Raw genomic sequence first — 17,155 nt, 5'->3', positions numbered from 1 at the left:
AACATGAAGGTTGCGAAGTTTGGCGGGAGTTCAGTTGCAAGCGCAGAGAAATTTAAACAGGTTGCGCATATTGTAACGTCTGATAAAGAGAGAAAGCTGGTGGTTGTATCAGCTCCGGGCAAGCGATACGGAGAAGATACAAAAATGACAGATTTGCTAATCGCACTTTCTGCCAAAATACAGCTTGGAGAAGATTACGTCGATGAGTTTGGGCAAGTAATTGATCGCTATCGTGAAATCGTTGTGGACTTGTCTATGCCAGAAACGATTATTACTGACATTATTACGAATTTACAATCACTTATTGATTTACATAAAAACGATCCATTTCGCTTATTAGACTGCCTAAAAGCAAGTGGAGAAGATAATAACGCAAAGGTAATGGCTGCTTATTTAAACCATTTAGGTTTTGAAGCTCATTATGTAAATCCAAAAGAAGCAGGTATTTTTGTTTCTGATGAACCCGGAAGAGCAAGAGTGCTTCCACTGTCTTATGAAAAATTACCGCAGCTAAGAGAGCGTTCGGGCATTTTGGTGATTCCAGGATTCTTTGGCTACTCTGAAGAAGGAAACATGGTTACGTTCTCGCGCGGTGGGTCCGATATCACAGGCTCAATTGTAGCAGCGGGAGTAAAAGCTGATTTGTATGAGAACTTTACCGACGTAGATGCTATTTATAGCGTAGATCCAAGACTTGTGGAAAAGCCTCATGAAATGAAAGAAGTAACATACAGAGAAATGCGTGAACTATCCTATGCAGGTTTTTCTGTCTTCCATGATGAAGCGCTAGAGCCGGTTTATAAACTAGGCATTCCTGTATGTGTAAAGAATACAAATAATCCTGAAGCAAAGGGTACATTCATTGTAGCTGAGCGTCCTCACGGCGATACGCCGGTAGTTGGAATCGCTGGGGATAAAGGTTTTTGCAACATCCACGTGAGCAAATACTTATTAAACCGTGAAATTGGTTTTGGCAGAAGATTGCTTGAAATTTTAGAGGATGAAGGTATTTCATACGAGCATACCCCTTCAGGAATTGATAATATCTCTGTCATCATGCGCGAGCATCAGCTTACGCCAGATGTGGAAAAGCGTGTATTTACTCGAATTGAAAAAGAACTTGAAGTGGATGAAATCTTTATTGAACGTGATCTTGCTATGGTTATGGTAGTAGGAGAAGGAATGAATAGCACAGTAGGAATTGCTGCAAAAGCTACAGAAGCTTTTGCTCGTGCTGAAGTGAATCTTGAAATGATCAACCAAGGTTCTTCTGAGGTGAGCATGATGTTTGGTGTGAAAGCAGATGCTTTAGACCGTGCTGTTCAAGCTCTTTACAATACGTATTTTAACAGCATGTACAGTATTTCTTATTCGAATGTAAAATAAACAAGACGAAAAACCCCGCTTTCTTTTTAGAGAGCGGGGTTTTCTAGTGAAGGCGTATAAAAATCAGATTTGTGGACATAAAGGGAAGGAAGAGTGAAGTCAAAGGAGGAAATACAGTGAAGAAACGACCCTTTTTCATATTCTTTTCCCTTATAGGTATTAGCGTACTTTCAGCATGCCACAATGATGATGCAGCACCGGCAAAAGAAGCTCAAAATAAACAAGGCGTGACGAATGGCGGAACGCCGATGAGCTATGATAATCAAAGCGAAAACACATCTTTCAACTTTTCAAAATTTGATTTAGAAGTAGACTATAAGGGGCTCAACAATGATTATGAAGCCGACTACGAAAATGAAAATGATGAGATAGAAGCCAAAGTGGATAATAATATTAACGATGAGCACTTGAACGGAGACAAAGCTTTTAATAAATTATCTTCAAAATTTAAAAAGTTAAATTTTGATCAGCACACGCCCGATGAAGATGTAAAAAAGGAAGTAATCGATGCGTTTGGTCTAAAAAAAGATTTTCAGTCGTTTGAATTAGAAGTTCGTTTTTCAAACGGAACGGAAAAAGAATACAACTTTAAACAGAAGTAAGACGTTAAAACAAAGTATTTTAGTTGAAGAAAAATCCGAACGATGAATTGAGGTTCTTCATTAAGAATCCAACTCGTTCGGATTTTTTCATTGGTAAGGTGAACGTATGTCTCAATCTTATTTTTGATGTCTAAAAAAAGGAAAATAGTGAAAGGATGGTGATAAATAAGAAAAAGGAGGAATCACGGATGCAAAAGTTGATAATGAACGGATGCGTAGTCTTTGTTCTGTTATTGTTAGGAGCATGCAGCATGGTAAAAGAGCAAAATAACGCTCATGAAAACCACCTGAAAACAGAGGAAGCGAAAGAAACAAGCGAAGTATCGGTAGAACCTGTTAAAGTGGATTTAACAAATACATCGGGCAAAAAAGTAGGAGAGGCTACCCTGTCAGAAGCAAAGAACGGCGTGCACATTAAATTAACTGCTCAAGGTCTTTCACCGGGAAGACATGGATTTCATATTCATGAAATAGGAAAATGTGAGGTGCCAGATTTTAAAACAGCGGGTGCCCATTTTAATCCTTTTAAACGTGAACACGGCTTTAAAAATACAAAAGGCCCGCATGCAGGTGATTTGCCCAATCTAGAAGTTGCTCCAAATGGCAAAGTAGATACAGAAATTTTTGCTTCTCTTGTCACGCTGCAAGAAGGAAAGCCGAATTCTCTTTTGGATATGGATGGATCGGCATTAGTGATACATGATAAAGTCGACGATTACACAACGGATCCTTCAGGAAACTCAGGAGATCGGATTGTTTGTGGAGTGATTACAAAATAAGCCAAAAAGCTGTGAGATCATTCACGGCTTTTTTATTTCAGTAACGAGCCGCTTCTAAATTGCGGTAAGCTTCTTTTTTTTGCACAATAAAAGAAAGAACGAAAGAAGGTGAAAACATGCATAAGCAAGTTGTTGTAATAGGCGGAGGAATAGGTGGGTTAACAGCGGGAGCGCTTTTAGCTAAACATGATTATGAAGTGACGGTTTTAGAAGCTTCTCGAGAATGGGGAGGCTGTGCAGGGAAATTTCAGCGCCATTTGTATACGTTTCCTGTTGGGGCGACGCTTGGAATGGGATTTGAGCACGGAGGGATACATGAGCGAATCGGCACGTACCTTAGCCTAGAAATTGAAAAGGTTTCTCTTGAAAAAATCATGAAAGTTCATCTTCCTCATCGTACACTGATTTATTATCAAGACCGGTATCAGCATATTTCCTATCTTCAAAAACAATTTCCTCATAAAGCAAAAAATATTAGGAGCTTTTATGAAAATGTTTTTAGAATTGCAAAAGAAATTCGCAAGCTCATGCAGCCTCTGCCGGTTCTTCCTCCTCTGACAGTCGGTGAGTGGAGCAGGCTAGTAAGTTCGTTGAATGTTGGTTCTGTGAAGCTGTTGCCTTATTTTCATCAATCGTTTAGTTATTTACTAAAAAAACACAGCTTGCTAGACGAAGCGGACTTTCTTCATTTTGTTGATGGTCAATTAATAGACAGCATGCAGACAACGAGCGAGAACTGTTCAATGCTTATTGGGTGTTTGGCGTTAGATATTTATCACGAAGGAGCTTTTTATGTGAATGGCGGCTTATACAAAGTCGCAGAAGCGCTGCAAAAATCGATTAAAGCCAGCGGAGGAAAAACGACTCTAGGAAGGAAAGTAGTAAAGATAGAGCGTGATAATGACGGGTGGATCGTGCATGATCATAGAGGTAACCGTTACCGTGCATCAGACGTTGTATGCAACGCGCCGGTTCAAAGCTTAAAGTCTTTGCTGCATGATGAAGATTACCAACATATTCATAAGCGGGCAAAAGAAAAAAGCGAGCTTCCGCAGTGGGGAACGTTTTCGATGTATTTTGCGATTGATGAAAGAGATCTGCCGCAAAATGTAGAGTTGTTTCAGCAAGTACTTCAATCCGAACAAGGGGAAATGACAGAAGGAAATCATTTATTTATCTCAGTCTCTCATCCTGATGATCGTTTTCGAGCCCCTGAAGGCAAGCGTACAATTACAGTGTCTACTCACATTGATCTTAGCAAGTGGAGCAACAAAGAAGCCTATGACCTTCAAAAACAAGTTCTTGAGAAAAAAATGGTAGCAGGCATTAAAACCATTATCCCTGGCATTGGAAAAGCAGAGCATCAAATTTCGGGAGCTCCTAAAGCATGGGAAAGGTTCACTTCTCGCCCAAACGGGGGAGTGGGAGGCTTTCCGCAAACGTTAGATCATGCCTTGTTCAAGAGCATTTCGCATCGATCTGGCTTACAAGGACTATGGTTATGCGGAGATACAGTGTTTCCGGGATCGGGAACTATAGGCGTATCGGTAAGCGGCTATCATGTTTTTCAAAGTATAACGTCTCATCGCCATACGTTACCTTAACATTTTTTACATACAAACTACTATTGTTCATACCATTAAAAAACACCGGCCCTATTACCATAGGGCCGGTGTTTTCAGGAGAGGAACAGCTTCCACCACTTCCGTTTTCGCTTCATATCAGCAGCGGCGGTTTGTCTAAAGGTTTGGACAAAATCACTAAACATCTCTTCGCGTTCAGCTACGCTTTGACGATGAAGCTTACGTTCTTTCTCCATTTCTTTTAAATAATAGACTCGTTCCTCATTCATTGAATCAATTAAATCACGAAGCTCTTCTGTGGTATTAGTTGAAGAATTGTTTAATTTTTCAACCATAAATTTTACTTGATTCATCGCAACGGTGGAATTACTGGAGAATCGGTCTAATAAATACTGCATTTCTTTAGAGGATTCATCCGCATTCTCCATGACATCTTTCATGAACAGGCGCATATCCTCGGTTTTCTCTTCAGCAATTGTTGAATAATCTTCAATCAAAGAAGTGACTTCATCAAATGATTTTTCGTTAGAACGGATAATTTTTTTAGACATATTTTCTACATCTCTTGCACTGCGTTCTGAAGATTCAGAGATGTATGCCCCGACCGACTCCACCATTTCTACAGTTTGGGTAGCACTTTTTTCAAGCTCTCTTTTTACTTCTCCGACAATTTCTTCGCGAACTTCATTTCGCATACCTTCTCGCATTTCTTTTAACAAATCAGCTTTAAATGTATCAAGTACCTCAAACACATCTTCATAGCGGCGAACAGCTTCTACTAATTCCCCTTGAAGCAGTTCTTTTTCATTCACAACAAGGTCGTTTGGTTTTGGCTCTTCAATAGAAGCAGAAATAGCCTGCTTTTCTTCTTCAGTAGCTAATCGTGCTTCAGGTATAGGAGGGGTCTTCTCCTGCTTATTTTCTGAAATGCTTTCCTGCTTTTCAGCAGCTTTTTTCTTTTCTTGCTTCATTTGTTTATTGGAATGTTCTTGAAAATCAATGACGTTTTCTTTTTTAGCAGTTTTCAACTGTGCCGGTTCTTCTTCTTTTGAAACCGCTGCCTCTGATTCCATCACTAAATGCTCCTGTGCTTCTTGTTCTTTTATCAGCAGCTGAACGTATTCTTTGACTTCATCTAACGTACATTGTTCATCAAACAGCTGTTTAATATCATTAAATAATTCAATTTGTTCCTCTGTATAGACACGGGCTCCATCTACTCGTTCAATTGTTAAATAGCTGCCCAATAATTTTTCCCATTGTTTTAGCGTTTTCTTTTCTACCTCTAATTGATCACTTACTTTTTTAATTGTATATGTCTCCATCATTTTTCATTTCCTCCCTTATCTATTTTCATCCAACTATGTAATGGATTATTTGTTGTATGTTGTATTCACCATATCTTCACTTGTTTTCCTGCTAGGTGACAAAGGTTGTCAAAACTAGACGACATTAGCCTTCTATGTAAAGAAAACGCATATTTTGTAAAAAAATGTACAGAAACGCGTAAATGGAAAAAATGGAAAACACAAAAGAAAAGAAGAGTATAGAAAACAGTTGACGGGAAAAAATGAATCCTATAAGATAAGTTTAAGTGTTTAAGTTCTTGAACATATAAACGTAAGGAGTGAACACTATGTCACAGCATTATGCGCTCATCACCGGTGCGTCGGGAGGAATAGGTAAAGAGTTAGCTTATCAATTCGCAAAGGATGGGCATCCTGTAATTTTAGTTGCCAGAAGCGCTGATAAACTAGCAGCTATTGGAGAGAATTTAAAATCTACTTATAATATTGAAGTCATAACGGTTGTTAAGGATTTATCAAGAGAAGAAGAGATACAGTCATTATATGAAGAACTTAAAAATAAAAAAATGCACGTTGACTATTTAGTGAACAATGCTGGTTTTGGACTATACGGCAAATTTATTGAAACAGCTTTAGATGAAGAGTTAAACATGATTGATTTAAATATTCGAGCATTAACTCATTTAACAAAATTATTTTTACCGGATATGGTCAAAAGAAATCGCGGAAAAATTTTAAACATTGCATCTGTTGCTGCATTTATGCCAGGTCCACTTATGACGGTATATTACGCAACGAAAGCGTACGTATTATCTTTCACAGAGGCCCTTGAAAATGAATTAAAAGGTACCAATGTAACGGTAAGTGCTCTATGCCCGGGTCCAACTAAAACGGGTTTTAGCGACCGAGCCCTGCTAAGCAACTCCAAGCTTTTTCAAAGCGGTGCAATGGATGTAGAAACAGTAACGAAAGTTGGCTATAAAAAATTTATGAAAGGGCAGACGGTTATCGTACCAGGAGTACAGTTTCGTCTCGCTACGTTCATCCCGCGCTTCGTGCCAAGAAAGTGGCTTACATCCGTTGTCCGCAGAACACAAGAAATTAAATAAAGGAGAATCTATATGAGTCAAAAAGCAGTCGAGTTATTTCGTGCCAGCATTCCTATTTTTCAGGCGCTAAGTGATTCAGCAAGACAAGATATTATTTTGCTGCTCGCGGAAAAAGAGCCTTTAACCGTAAATGAAATTGCAAATGAGTCTACGCTATCACGACCGGCAATTTCTCATCATTTAAAAATTCTACGCGATCAAAAGCTTGTGCAAATTGAGCAAAAAGGAACGCAGAGATATTATTCATTAGCTTTAAATGAGGCAGTCGAGCTATTAAAAAACTTGCTTGCTACAGTTGAAAGCGAATGTTTATAAGGAGATGAAAGAGATGAACCACGAGCGATTTTATATCACAGATGAAACGGTCATTGAACATATTGTTTCTACACAAAAGCAGTATTTCTATGCGCAAAAGACAAAGAGTATCAGCAGCCGTATTCAAGCGCTGAATAAGCTAAGAGACGCAGTCAAACAAAACGAGCAGAGAATTATGGATGCTTTAAAACAAGATTTAAATAAATCTGAAGTAGAGGCGTACACGTCGGAAATTGGGATTTTACTAGAGGAGATTCGGTTTACGCTTAAGCATTTAGCAAAATGGATGAAGCCTAAAAAAGTAAAAACCGCTTTAACACATGTGGGCTCTAAAGGGGAAATTGTTCCTGAACCGTATGGAGTCGCGTTAATTATTGCTCCGTGGAACTATCCGTTTCAATTAGCATTGTCTCCTTTAGTAGGAGCGATTGCCGCTGGAAACACGGCGATTATAAAACCTTCTGAATTAACGCCTAGCGTATCTCGCGTTATACAAGAATTACTGGCTGAAGCTTTTGACCCAGCATTTGTGACGGTGATTGAAGGCGCTGTAGACACGACGAGCCTGCTTTTAAAACAGCCGCTTGATTATATTTTCTTTACGGGAAGTGTAAATGTAGGGAAAATTATTATGCAAGAAGCAGGGAAGCAGCTTATTCCAGTCACGCTTGAGCTAGGCGGAAAAAGTCCGTGCATTGTACATGAAGACGCAAACCTAGATCTTGCAGCGAAGCGAATTATGTTTGGTAAAGGGATGAATGCAGGCCAAACGTGCGTTGCTCCTGATTATTTGCTCGTGCATAAAAAAGTGAAAGCGCAGCTTGTAGAGAAACTTCGCGAAGCAATTTCTCAATTTTACGGTAGTAATCCACTTGAAAGCGACCGCTACGGCCGTATTGTCAGTGAGCGTCATTTTACTCGGCTAGTTGAGTTTTTAAAAGACGGAAATGCTATAGTTGGAGGCGGGTACAATAAAAACACGCTAACAATAGAACCTACGGTGTTAAGTGAAGTAAGCTGGACATCAGATGTTATGCAAGAAGAAATCTTTGGGCCTATTCTTCCTATGATTGAATATGAAACACTAGACGAAGTCATTCATAAAGTTCAAGAAAAAGCTAAGCCGTTAGCTCTTTACTTATTTACAGAAAGTGAAGATGTGCAAAACGTGATAACGGAGCGCCTTTCATTTGGAGGAGGCTGTATAAACGATACGCTTATGCATATCGCTACGCCATATTTGCCGTTTGGCGGAGTGGGAGAAAGCGGCACGGGTCAATATCATGGAAAAGACAGCTTTCAGACATTCACTCATTTTAAAAGCATGCTGTCTCAAACAACCAAGTTTGATTTGTCATTCCGCTATCCTTCGGAAAAACAAAGCTTGAAAATGATCAAAAAACTATTGAAATAAAAGAGCCTCCTGATAGGAGGCTTTTTCGTTATTTTGAAAGTGAAAGCTGAGAAAGCGGCCATTTTTCTTGGGTATATGCCATTTCCCAAAATAAATACTCCAGTTCACAGCTTTTGATGAAGTGATCTTTCATACGGTTACGTTCTTCTTCAGTAGCTTGTTCGGCGAGTTCATCAAGCTTGTTACAAAACCATTGTGTTGTGCCATTCATTTCTTCATTATTATAAAACTGAATCCATTCATAAAAAGGATGAGAAGGAGATGGATTTACTTGTTCTGTAATGCGCTGGCCAATTTCAACGTACGTCCATGGACATGGAAGAAGCACTGCAATGATTTCTGCTAAGCTGCCTGTATGCGCAACACTTGTCATATGGTTAATGTAGTGGCTGGCCGTCGGTGAAAGCGTCTCAGTGTGAAGGTCTTCATAACGTACGCCTGCTACTTCACAAAAATTATTGTGAGGGTGTACTTCACTATGTAATACCGTAGAAATGCCGGCATTAAAGGCTTCCATTTCGGTACGCGTGCGGCATTTTGTTAAAGCAGCGCCGTAAATGCGAACAAATGCTGTTAAGTATTCGTAATCTTGAGAAACGTAGTGAATAAGCGCTTCTTTTGGCACGTTTCCTTCAGCAATTCCTTTAATAAAAGGATGGTTAAAAATGGCTTCGTAAATATAGTTTGCTTCTTGTCTTAATTGAGATGAAAATGACATCAAAATCCTCCTTTAATATGAGGAAGTCACAAACAAGCACATAAAGGAAATAAAAAACACTCCGTTTATAAACGGAGTGGCAAAGGACAGTAAAAACTGAACATTGCCACTTTCCTACGCTGGTATGAGCCAGATCAGGTTCAAAGGGATCAAGAAAACTTGTCTCAGCCGGTGGCACCCCTAGTGGACTTCCTATTAATCTAAGTTTAACTTACCATATATTCTGAAAAATAGAAAGCGTTATGGGAAATTGTGTGCTAACCGCTTTTCTTTCTTAAAGAGGAAATTTCTTAAAGCTATTTTTAATCATTTTTGTTTAAAAATGCATATTTTTAGGGAAGAAGAGGTATTAATGAAGGGAAGAGCCGTTTTCGTCTCCGAAACACTCCCATATAAATAGAAGAAAGGAGAGAACAAAATGGCGAAATTTCGTTTGTATGCTGTATTAAATACAGTAGGCTTGGCTATTACACTGCTTGTGAATTATTTAGCAAATGCCATTCCAATAGGAGGCAAAACAACGGGAGAAGCTTCTGCGCAAGTTCCTACGTTGTTTACACCAGCGGGTTATGCTTTTGCTATCTGGGGCGTTATTTATTTATTATTAACCATTTGGGTTATACGCCAATTTTTTGCAAGAGAAGATCAAAAGGAAATATATGCACGTATCGGCATTTGGTTTTTTCTAAACTGTTTGTTAAATAGTGCGTGGATCTTTATTTTCCAAAACGATTACTATAAGTTATCTCTTTTAGTTATGCTCTTTATTCTAGGCACATTAATGATTGTGTATTCCATTATTCAGCATTCTCGAATGACAACATGGTTTATGCGTCTGCCGATTTCGCTTTATCTTGGATGGATTTCTGTTGCGACTATTGTCAATGTGTTTGTCGTATTTCAAGCAAATGGAATACAGCACTTGCTTGGCTTAAACGAGTTAGCATGGACGATTATTATGCTGCTGGTAGGAGCTGTGCTGGGCATCATGTTTACATTAAAAAACCGAGACGCTGTTTATCCGCTTGTTTTTATTTGGGCTTATATTGCCATTGCAGTGAAGCAAAGTGGAAATCAGCCAATTGTCATTACTGTCATCATTTCAGTTGTTTTATTAGCAATTACCATTATTGTGGGATTGATTAAACGCTATAGACGTTTTTAAAAAGAAGCTCTAGCTTTTGTAAGCTAGAGCTTTTTATGATGCTCTTTTGATTGTAAAAAAGCAGCTGTAAAAGCAATTAAGCTAATTAAAATACCAAAAGGAACAACAATTGGTACGAATGATAAAATAAATGTCATAAGTGTAACCTCCATGTTGCATCGGTGCATAATGAAAAATTCAACTTTTTTAAATTGAAGTTCCGCTATTATAGTATGCTAGGCTTTATGTTTGGAGCCTATATGTTTAGAAATAAACGAAAAAGGCAACATACGTTACATACAGGTTATATTAGGAGGAGTTAAAATGGAAACATATTTAGTCGCTTACACGGATAAAGATGATATGGAATATAAACAAGTGACGTGCGAGAGTTATGAAGATGCAGAGCGTACGGTCCTTCGTTTAGAGAGAGAAGGGCATATGCATATTGAAGAAATTTCAAATCAAGAAGCCTACCGTGGAGATGAATCCTCGTACAGAGAATAAATTTTGAATAGAAACACCAACCTTAAAATGAAGAAGCAGCTGCTTCTTCATTTTTTCTATTCTATATAGATATCGTTTTATAGAAAAAAGTAAAACGGGAATGATTTTCTTCTGCATTTATGGTACAGTACTAATCAGGTGAGTTTTGAGTTTAGAAGAGGAGAGAGTAACATTATATGAGTAAAGGAAATCAGTGGTCTTCACGCCTCGGTTTTATTTTAGCATCTGCTGGGGCAGCAATTGGTCTAGGAGCGATATGGAAGTTTCCATACGTAACGGGAACCAGTGGCGGTGGAGCGTTTTTTGCGTTGTTTATTTTATTTACGATTTTTATTGGATTGCCGCTTCTGTTGGCAGAATTTATCATTGGAAGACATACGGGGAAAGAAGCGATTAGTGCTTATAAGGCAATTGCTCCAAAATCCGCTTGGGTATGGATTGGCAGGCTGGGAGTACTAAGCTGTGTCGTTTTGCTTTCCTTTTACAGCGTCGTTGGCGGCTGGGTGATTTTATATACGATTATGAGCGTAACCGGTATGCTAAGCGGAAAAGAGTACGGTCCGTTGTTCAATGCCGTCATTAGCCAACCTTATGTAGTATTAGGTGCACAGGCGCTGTTTTTATTAATTACAGTGTTTGTTATTTCAAAAGGTGTACAAAAAGGAATAGAGCGTGCTAATAAATACATGATGCCGCTGTTATTTATTTGTTTTATCATTATCGTGGTGCGTTCTTTAACATTAGACGGAGCAATGGACGGAGTAAAGTTCTTTTTGAAACCGGATTTTTCAGCCATTACAGGGTCATCTGTTCTCTATGCGCTCGGTCAGTCGTTTTTCTCGCTTTGCGTGGGATTATCCTGCATGGTGACATATAGCTCTTATTTAGGGAAAAAAGTAAGCTTGACGCGTTCAGCTGGGACTATTGCTATTTTGAACTTGTTTGTTTCGCTGCTGGCGGGCTTGGCTATTTTCCCAGCCGTTTTTTCATTTGGATTAAAGCCAACTGAAGGACCTGGACTTTTGTTTGTGGTCTTGCCAACAGTATTTGAGAAAATGCCGTTTGGTACCGTCTTTTTAGCACTGTTTTTAATTTTATTTCTATTTGCTACGCTTACGTCTGCTTTCTCACTGCTGGAAATTATCGTAGCTGCTTTAACCAAAGACGATCAGACAAAACGAACTCGCTACGCTTCTTTATCAGGGATTCTTGTGTTTGTGGTAGGTATCCCATCAGCGCTTTCGTTTGGTGTACTAAAACATGTCTCACTTTTTGGCAGAAGTATATTTGACGTAGCTGACTTTTTTGTGAGCAACTTAATGCTGCCTCTGGGAAGTTTAGCCATTGCGATTTTTGTGACATTTAAAATGAAAAAAGAAGCCGTGTATGAAGAGTTTATTTCAGGAAGTACAAAAGGCGCTAAATTATTCAACGCATGGTTCTTTCTAGTTAAATACGTATTGCCTATTATTATTATAGCTGTTTTATTAAGCTTACTTGTTGCATATTAAAAAAAAGCACTCATCTGAGTGCTTTTTTTGTTTATTTTGCAAAAACGTGATTTCCGATTGTGATCGTAACCTGTTTTTGACGAAGCCATTGGTCGCTTGTTTTATCTGGATTAAAGAAGAATAATGAACCTTTTCCTTGACCTCTAAAAGCTAGTGCTTCATTTACAGCTTTTTTTGCTTCAGCATCAGCTGCTTTATTAATTTCACCGTTTTGTACAGGTGTAAACTGTGTACCTTGATAAATGACATCATGAATAGAGTTTGGGAAAGAATCGCTATCCACGCGATTTAAGACAACTGTTGCTACAGCCACTTTGCCAGCGTAAGGTTCGCCTTTTGCTTCAGCTTGTACAAGGCGAGCTAACAATTCTTTATCACTTTCGCTAATAGAGTTAGGGATTGTTAGTGTTTCATTTGCATTAATAGAGTCCGTAGATTTGTGATTCGCTTCTTTTAACTGTTTAACCGTAACGCCGTATTCAGTGCCAATCTTGTAAAGAGTCTCTCCGGTTTTTACGCGATGAGTTGTTTCAGCGGCATTTGCCCCGTGACTCATGCCGAACATAGGAACTGCCAGTGCTCCAATAATTGCTAGTTTCTTAAACATAAAGTAAGTACCTCCTGAAATCCTTTTGAACGCCCCTTTTATCACGGATCGGTGCGTGCTGTGCACCGAACTTTATATGTACGTTTCAAAGATTAACAGGTGTCAATACATCTTGTCACTGCTTAAAACATACCAATCTAGGAAGATATTATAATAGTTAACAGATAATTTGAAAAATACGTTGACTGATAATAAAGGAGTGAATTATAATGAACGAGTAAATAGTTAACCGTTTAACTGGAGAGATTTTATGGGAGAAAAGATAACGATTCGTGATGTAGCGAAGCATGCAGGGGTATCTGCAGCTTCAGTATCTTACGTCTTAAACGGAATTAACAAAGTATCCGATGAAACAAAAGAGCGAATTTTAACAGCGGTAAAAGAATTAAACTACGAACCAAATTTAACCGCCGTTAGTCTTTCAAAACAAAAGTCAAATATGATTGGCGTTATGTTCCCGCTTACAGATGATTCACTTTCTACTATATTTAAAGATAACCATTATTACAGTGAAATGATTAGTGGAATTGAATATGTAATCCGTAAGCATGGTTATGATCTAGTCATATCTGGAGCGAGTAGCCCAGCTGATTGTCTAAAATGGATTCGAACGAGAAATATTGATGGTCTTCTGTTTTTAGGAGCCTTCCCGCATCGATTGTATGAGAAAATGAAAGCGTTATCGAATCCGATTGTGCTAGTAGATACATATGAAAGGTACGAACGTGATTATCATCATATTTCTGTAGACGATGAGTATGGAGGATATCTAGCTACAACACATTTAGTGAATTTGGGGCACAAAGAAATTGCCTTTGTTGCTCATCACCTCGTCAATAGTCCAGTGGATAAAAAGAGGTATATAGGCTATGAGAAAGCATTAAAAGAAGCAGGCATTACGCCATCAAAGACGTTTGTTTTTGAAGTGAACGAAAGTTCGTTTGATAACGGTTATAATTTAGGGAACAAGCTGCTGAAAGATCATAAGGATATTCGGGCGGTTTTTGCTTCCTCTGATACGCTGGCGCTTGGAATTATGAAAGCACTGCAAGAAAAGGGGAAAAAAATTCCGCAGGACTACTCAATCGTAGGGTTTGATGACATAACGTTTAGTAGCTATGCATCTCCCAGTTTAACAACCATTCGTCAAGATGTATTTAACAAAGGAGTCGTAGCTGCGACGTCGGTTATTCAAGCAATTGAACACCGTTTCAGCACGCTGCAGCATGTGAAATTATCGGTTGAACTTATTATTCGGGATTCGACTGCTAAGCGCGGGTGAACCGCAGTAAGTTAACCGGTTAACCAAAGTTTAGCATTTATGAAAAAAGGGGATATAAGTTAGCATTCACAAAAAAAAGGGGATATGAAAATGATTAATGTTACAGTATGGAATGAAAATCGTCATGAACAGAAAAATCCGGTTGTAAGAGAAATTTACCCTGAAGGCATTCACGGTGCCATCGCTTCTTTTTTAGAAGAAGGAGGGTTTCGTACACACACCGCAACATTAGACGAAGTAGAACACGGGTTGACTGAAGAAGTATTAAATCAAACGGATGTTTTAGTATGGTGGGGTCATTTAGCACATGACGAAGTGAAAGATGACATCGTTGAGAAAGTAAAGCAGCGCGTGCTAGACGGTATGGGGCTTATTGTCTTGCACTCAGGTCACTTTTCTAAAATTTTTAAAACGTTAATGGGCACAAGCTGCGACTTAAAATGGCGTGAAGCAGATGAAAAAGAGCGCTTGTGGGTAGTAGAACCGAGCCATCCGATTGTGGAAGGTATTGGTGAATTTATCGAGCTTGAGCGCGAAGAAATGTATGGAGAGCACTTTGATATTCCAGCACCTGATGAACTGATTTTCACGAGCTGGTTTGAAGGCGGAGAAATTTTCAGAAGCGGCTGCACGTACAAACGCGGAAACGGAAAAGTATTTTATTTCAGACCTGGACATGAAACATATCCAACATACCATAACAAAGACATTCAGCGTGTCATTATGAATGCTATTAAATGGGCGAAGCCAGCAGAGAGAAAACGTCCTGTTTACGGCAATGCGCAACCGCTTGAATCAATCGCTGTTAAAAACTAATTAATAATGCTTAAGCAAAGGGGATAGGAAAGATGGCAAAAGTAAAAATTGGCGTTATTGGGTGCGGAAGCATTGCGCAACACCGTCACTTACCAGAATATAAGATGAATGAACAAGTAGAATTAGTAGCCGTTTGCGATATAAACACAGAACGTGCAAACAGCGTAGCGCAGCAGTACGGTGTAAAAGCTTACACAAACTACGAAGAACTTTTAGCAAGCGGTACAGTGGAAGCAGTGAGCGTATGTACGCCCAACTATCTTCATGCGCCTATTTCGGTTGCAGCGTTAAACAGCGGAGTTCATGTCCTGTGTGAAAAGCCGATGGCAACATCAGAAGAAGAAGCGAAAGCAATGATTGAAGCAGCAAAAACAAACGGTAAAAAACTAATGATCGGACATAATCAGCGTTTTGTAGCTTCTCATCAAAAAGCTCGTGAACTTATTGAAAAAGGGGAAATCGGTAAAATTTACAGTTTCCGTACGGCATTTGGCCACGGCGGTCCTGAAGGTTGGAGCGTGGACGGAAAAGACAGCTGGTTCTTCAAAAAAGACGAAGCGTTTATTGGGGCTATGGGGGATTTAGGCGTTCACAAAACCGATATGCTCCGCTACATATTGAATGAAGAAATTGTAGAAGTCGGTGCATTTGTAGAAAGCAATGCAAAAGACTTTGCAAATGTAGACGACAATGCTGTATGCGTATTAAAAACGCAAAGCGGGATTATCGGGACGCTTGCGGCAAGCTGGGCTTACAATGGAAAAGAAGATAACTCCACGATTGTTTACGGAGAGAAAGGGATTCTTCGTTTAGAGGACGATCCGACGTATTCATTAGTTGCACAATATGCAACGGGTGAAGTGGTGAACTATGAATTAGGAAAAATCCAGTCGAACGATGAAGGCGGACAAAGTAATTCTCACGTCATTGAACAATTTGTAGATGCAGTTGCAGAAGATAAAGAATCTCCTGTTCCTGGTGAAGAAGGATTAAAATCACTTGCTGTTATTTTAGCAGCTTTAAAATCAAGTCAAACGAAACAAATTACACGCGTGTAAGAGGTGAAAAACGTGAGAATTGGCATAATCGGAGCAGGAGGGATTGCTGTAAGCAGGCATATCCCAGCATTCAAACAACTGGGTGATGAATGTGTGATTTGGGGGCTTAGCGATATTAATAGTGAAAGAGCCACAGAGGTAGCCAATGAGCATAATATCCCTCACGTATTTGTTGATTACAAAGATATGTTTAAAGAAGTGGATGCTGTATGTATTTGTACACCGAATAAATTTCACGCCGAGTTTGCAGTAGAAGCGCTAAAAGCAGGCGTTCACGTCATATGTGAAAAGCCAATGGCGATGTCTAAAGAGCAAGGTGAAGAAATGCTTGCTGCTGCTAGAGAATCAGGTAAGCAGTTAGCGATTGCGTATCATTACCGATTCATGAAAGAAGCGCAGGCAGCGAAAAAAATGATGACAGAGGTAGGGCGCCCATTAGTTGCACGTGTCAGAGCAATGCGTCGCCGAAAGGTTCCCGGTTGGGGGGTATTTACGAACAAAGATCTTCAAGGAGGAGGCAGCTTAATTGATTACGGCTGCCATTTGCTTGATTTAACGCTTTGGCTGATGGGAAACCCAAAGCATACTGAAGTGCTGGGAAGTACATATAATGACCTGAGTAAAACGCCTAACCAATTAAATCAATGGGGAGCATTTGATCATGAAACATTCAGCGTGGATGATCATGTAACGGCCTATATTAAATTTGAAAATGGAGCGTCGCTTCTTTTAGAAACTTCTTGGGCTGCTAATATCGAAGATGATGAAGAGCACGTAAGCATATCAGGGGTAGATGGCGGTTTAAGCGTGTTTCCGTTTGAACTATACACGTCTAAAAACGGTATGCTCATGAACAGTACGTCACCTTGGATAGATGGAGAAGATGATTACAGCCTGAGTCAGGCTAAAAATTTCGTTGAAGCGTGTAAAGGAAATACTGAATTAGTGGTAAAGCCACAAGAAGCGCTTCAAGTCTCAGCTATTATTGACGAAATATATCGCACAGGGGGAAATTAA

At 39.3% G+C, this 17,155-nt stretch carries 17 protein-coding genes and 1 riboswitch; of the genes, 14 read left to right on the top strand and 3 right to left on the bottom strand.

The genetic code is table 11. From position 1 onward, the window contains the following. Positions 1 to 3 precede the first annotated feature (3 nt). The 4 genes from AC1DEF_RS09430 to AC1DEF_RS09415 all read left to right on the top strand — a co-directional run bounded on the left by AC1DEF_RS09430 (position 4) and on the right by AC1DEF_RS09415 (position 4,371). Positions 4 to 1,386, top strand: a complete 1,383-nt coding sequence (locus AC1DEF_RS09430; protein ID WP_043982160.1) for an aspartate kinase — start codon at positions 4 to 6, stop codon at positions 1,384 to 1,386. Positions 1,387 to 1,502: 116 nt separating this feature from the next. Next, positions 1,503 to 1,988 carry a YusW family protein gene (locus tag AC1DEF_RS09425; protein WP_477727352.1) on the top strand — a complete coding sequence of 162 codons (486 nt, stop codon included), beginning with the start codon at positions 1,503 to 1,505 and terminating at the stop codon, positions 1,986 to 1,988. Positions 1,989 to 2,176: 188 nt separating this feature from the next. Beyond that, positions 2,177 to 2,767, top strand: coding sequence for a superoxide dismutase family protein (locus AC1DEF_RS09420; protein ID WP_025752148.1), 591 nt, complete (start codon positions 2,177 to 2,179; stop codon positions 2,765 to 2,767). Between the two features lie 116 nt (positions 2,768 to 2,883). Next, positions 2,884 to 4,371: an FAD-dependent oxidoreductase gene (locus AC1DEF_RS09415; RefSeq protein ID WP_318331288.1), complete on the top strand. Its 1,488-nt coding sequence runs from the start codon at positions 2,884 to 2,886 to the stop codon at positions 4,369 to 4,371. Between the two features lie 74 nt (positions 4,372 to 4,445). On the opposite strand, the gene AC1DEF_RS09410 is transcribed toward AC1DEF_RS09415, so the two are convergent. Beyond that, on the bottom strand, positions 4,446 to 5,678 hold the full coding sequence (locus AC1DEF_RS09410; RefSeq protein WP_097823559.1) for a helix-turn-helix domain-containing protein: 1,233 nt from the start codon (positions 5,676 to 5,678) through the stop codon (positions 4,446 to 4,448). Positions 5,679 to 5,986: 308 nt separating this feature from the next. On the opposite strand from AC1DEF_RS09410, the gene AC1DEF_RS09405 reads away from it, so the two are divergent. From AC1DEF_RS09405 to AC1DEF_RS09395, 3 genes are read left to right on the top strand one after another with little or no spacing between them, the layout of a single operon-like run. Beyond that, positions 5,987 to 6,766 carry an SDR family NAD(P)-dependent oxidoreductase gene (locus tag AC1DEF_RS09405; RefSeq protein WP_097823558.1) on the top strand — a complete coding sequence of 260 codons (780 nt, stop codon included), beginning with the start codon at positions 5,987 to 5,989 and terminating at the stop codon, positions 6,764 to 6,766. 12 nt (positions 6,767 to 6,778) lie between these two features. Continuing rightward, entirely contained in the window at positions 6,779 to 7,081 is a 303-nt protein-coding gene (locus AC1DEF_RS09400) for an ArsR/SmtB family transcription factor (protein WP_025752152.1), read from the top strand. A 13-nt stretch (positions 7,082 to 7,094) separates the two neighbouring features. Then, positions 7,095 to 8,495, top strand: coding sequence for an aldehyde dehydrogenase (locus AC1DEF_RS09395; protein ID WP_097823557.1), 1,401 nt, complete (start codon positions 7,095 to 7,097; stop codon positions 8,493 to 8,495). Between the two features lie 28 nt (positions 8,496 to 8,523). On the opposite strand, the gene tenA is transcribed toward AC1DEF_RS09395, so the two are convergent. After that, the gene (gene tenA, locus AC1DEF_RS09390) at positions 8,524 to 9,213 is read right to left on the bottom strand and encodes a thiaminase II (protein WP_013056845.1); all 690 of its coding nucleotides are present in this window, start codon (positions 9,211 to 9,213) and stop codon (positions 8,524 to 8,526) included. Positions 9,214 to 9,307: 94 nt separating this feature from the next. Next, a riboswitch (TPP riboswitch) is annotated at positions 9,308 to 9,405 on the bottom strand. A gap of 226 nt (positions 9,406 to 9,631) precedes the next feature. On the opposite strand from tenA, the gene AC1DEF_RS09385 reads away from it, so the two are divergent. The 3 genes from AC1DEF_RS09385 to AC1DEF_RS09375 all read left to right on the top strand — a co-directional run bounded on the left by AC1DEF_RS09385 (position 9,632) and on the right by AC1DEF_RS09375 (position 12,375). Then, on the top strand, positions 9,632 to 10,378 hold the full coding sequence (locus AC1DEF_RS09385) for a TspO/MBR family protein (protein WP_097823556.1): 747 nt from the start codon (positions 9,632 to 9,634) through the stop codon (positions 10,376 to 10,378). A 303-nt stretch (positions 10,379 to 10,681) separates the two neighbouring features. Further along, a complete protein-coding gene (locus tag AC1DEF_RS09380) occupies positions 10,682 to 10,864 on the top strand; it encodes a hypothetical protein (protein WP_013056847.1) in 183 nt (60 codons plus the stop codon). A gap of 176 nt (positions 10,865 to 11,040) precedes the next feature. Beyond that, positions 11,041 to 12,375, top strand: a complete 1,335-nt coding sequence (locus AC1DEF_RS09375; protein ID WP_071274965.1) for a sodium-dependent transporter — start codon at positions 11,041 to 11,043, stop codon at positions 12,373 to 12,375. A 31-nt stretch (positions 12,376 to 12,406) separates the two neighbouring features. Here AC1DEF_RS09375 and AC1DEF_RS09370 read toward each other — a convergent pair whose 3' ends face one another. Then, positions 12,407 to 12,982 carry a cell wall hydrolase gene (locus tag AC1DEF_RS09370; RefSeq protein ID WP_097823555.1) on the bottom strand — a complete coding sequence of 192 codons (576 nt, stop codon included), beginning with the start codon at positions 12,980 to 12,982 and terminating at the stop codon, positions 12,407 to 12,409. 250 nt (positions 12,983 to 13,232) lie between these two features. Between AC1DEF_RS09370 and AC1DEF_RS09365 the strand changes: the two genes are divergently transcribed. From AC1DEF_RS09365 to AC1DEF_RS09350, 4 genes are all read left to right on the top strand, one after another. Beyond that, positions 13,233 to 14,264 carry a LacI family DNA-binding transcriptional regulator gene (locus tag AC1DEF_RS09365; RefSeq protein WP_016763945.1) on the top strand — a complete coding sequence of 344 codons (1,032 nt, stop codon included), beginning with the start codon at positions 13,233 to 13,235 and terminating at the stop codon, positions 14,262 to 14,264. Positions 14,265 to 14,354: 90 nt separating this feature from the next. Continuing rightward, on the top strand, positions 14,355 to 15,080 hold the full coding sequence (locus AC1DEF_RS09360) for a ThuA domain-containing protein (protein ID WP_013056851.1): 726 nt from the start codon (positions 14,355 to 14,357) through the stop codon (positions 15,078 to 15,080). A gap of 32 nt (positions 15,081 to 15,112) precedes the next feature. Further along, positions 15,113 to 16,138 carry a Gfo/Idh/MocA family protein gene (locus tag AC1DEF_RS09355; RefSeq protein WP_043982175.1) on the top strand — a complete coding sequence of 342 codons (1,026 nt, stop codon included), beginning with the start codon at positions 15,113 to 15,115 and terminating at the stop codon, positions 16,136 to 16,138. 12 nt (positions 16,139 to 16,150) lie between these two features. Continuing rightward, the gene (locus tag AC1DEF_RS09350; protein ID WP_097823554.1) at positions 16,151 to 17,155 is read left to right on the top strand and encodes a Gfo/Idh/MocA family protein; all 1,005 of its coding nucleotides are present in this window, start codon (positions 16,151 to 16,153) and stop codon (positions 17,153 to 17,155) included.

This window comes from Priestia sp. 10L35, from assembly GCF_056395685.1.
The sequence above is the reverse complement of the archived record's forward strand: the minus strand, read 5'-3'. Positions and strand labels throughout refer to the sequence as shown.

What these genes read in the sequence shown, in the direction of transcription:
- AC1DEF_RS09370 (WP_097823555.1), bottom strand. Translation starts at nt 12,982, where the DNA reads ATGTTTAAGAAACTAGCAATTATTGGAGCACTGGCAGTTCCTATGTTC.
- AC1DEF_RS09400 (WP_025752152.1), top strand. Translation starts at nt 6,779, where the DNA reads ATGAGTCAAAAAGCAGTCGAGTTATTTCGTGCCAGCATTCCTATTTTT.
- AC1DEF_RS09415 (WP_318331288.1), top strand. Translation starts at nt 2,884, where the DNA reads ATGCATAAGCAAGTTGTTGTAATAGGCGGAGGAATAGGTGGGTTAACA.
- AC1DEF_RS09420 (WP_025752148.1), top strand. Translation starts at nt 2,177, where the DNA reads ATGCAAAAGTTGATAATGAACGGATGCGTAGTCTTTGTTCTGTTATTG.
- AC1DEF_RS09410 (WP_097823559.1), bottom strand. Translation starts at nt 5,678, where the DNA reads ATGATGGAGACATATACAATTAAAAAAGTAAGTGATCAATTAGAGGTA.
- AC1DEF_RS09365 (WP_016763945.1), top strand. Translation starts at nt 13,233, where the DNA reads ATGGGAGAAAAGATAACGATTCGTGATGTAGCGAAGCATGCAGGGGTA.
- AC1DEF_RS09385 (WP_097823556.1), top strand. Translation starts at nt 9,632, where the DNA reads ATGGCGAAATTTCGTTTGTATGCTGTATTAAATACAGTAGGCTTGGCT.
- AC1DEF_RS09375 (WP_071274965.1), top strand. Translation starts at nt 11,041, where the DNA reads ATGAGTAAAGGAAATCAGTGGTCTTCACGCCTCGGTTTTATTTTAGCA.
- AC1DEF_RS09395 (WP_097823557.1), top strand. Translation starts at nt 7,095, where the DNA reads ATGAACCACGAGCGATTTTATATCACAGATGAAACGGTCATTGAACAT.
- AC1DEF_RS09355 (WP_043982175.1), top strand. Translation starts at nt 15,113, where the DNA reads ATGGCAAAAGTAAAAATTGGCGTTATTGGGTGCGGAAGCATTGCGCAA.
- AC1DEF_RS09430 (WP_043982160.1), top strand. Translation starts at nt 4, where the DNA reads ATGAAGGTTGCGAAGTTTGGCGGGAGTTCAGTTGCAAGCGCAGAGAAA.
- AC1DEF_RS09380 (WP_013056847.1), top strand. Translation starts at nt 10,682, where the DNA reads ATGGAAACATATTTAGTCGCTTACACGGATAAAGATGATATGGAATAT.
- AC1DEF_RS09405 (WP_097823558.1), top strand. Translation starts at nt 5,987, where the DNA reads ATGTCACAGCATTATGCGCTCATCACCGGTGCGTCGGGAGGAATAGGT.
- AC1DEF_RS09360 (WP_013056851.1), top strand. Translation starts at nt 14,355, where the DNA reads ATGATTAATGTTACAGTATGGAATGAAAATCGTCATGAACAGAAAAAT.
- tenA (WP_013056845.1), bottom strand. Translation starts at nt 9,213, where the DNA reads ATGTCATTTTCATCTCAATTAAGACAAGAAGCAAACTATATTTACGAA.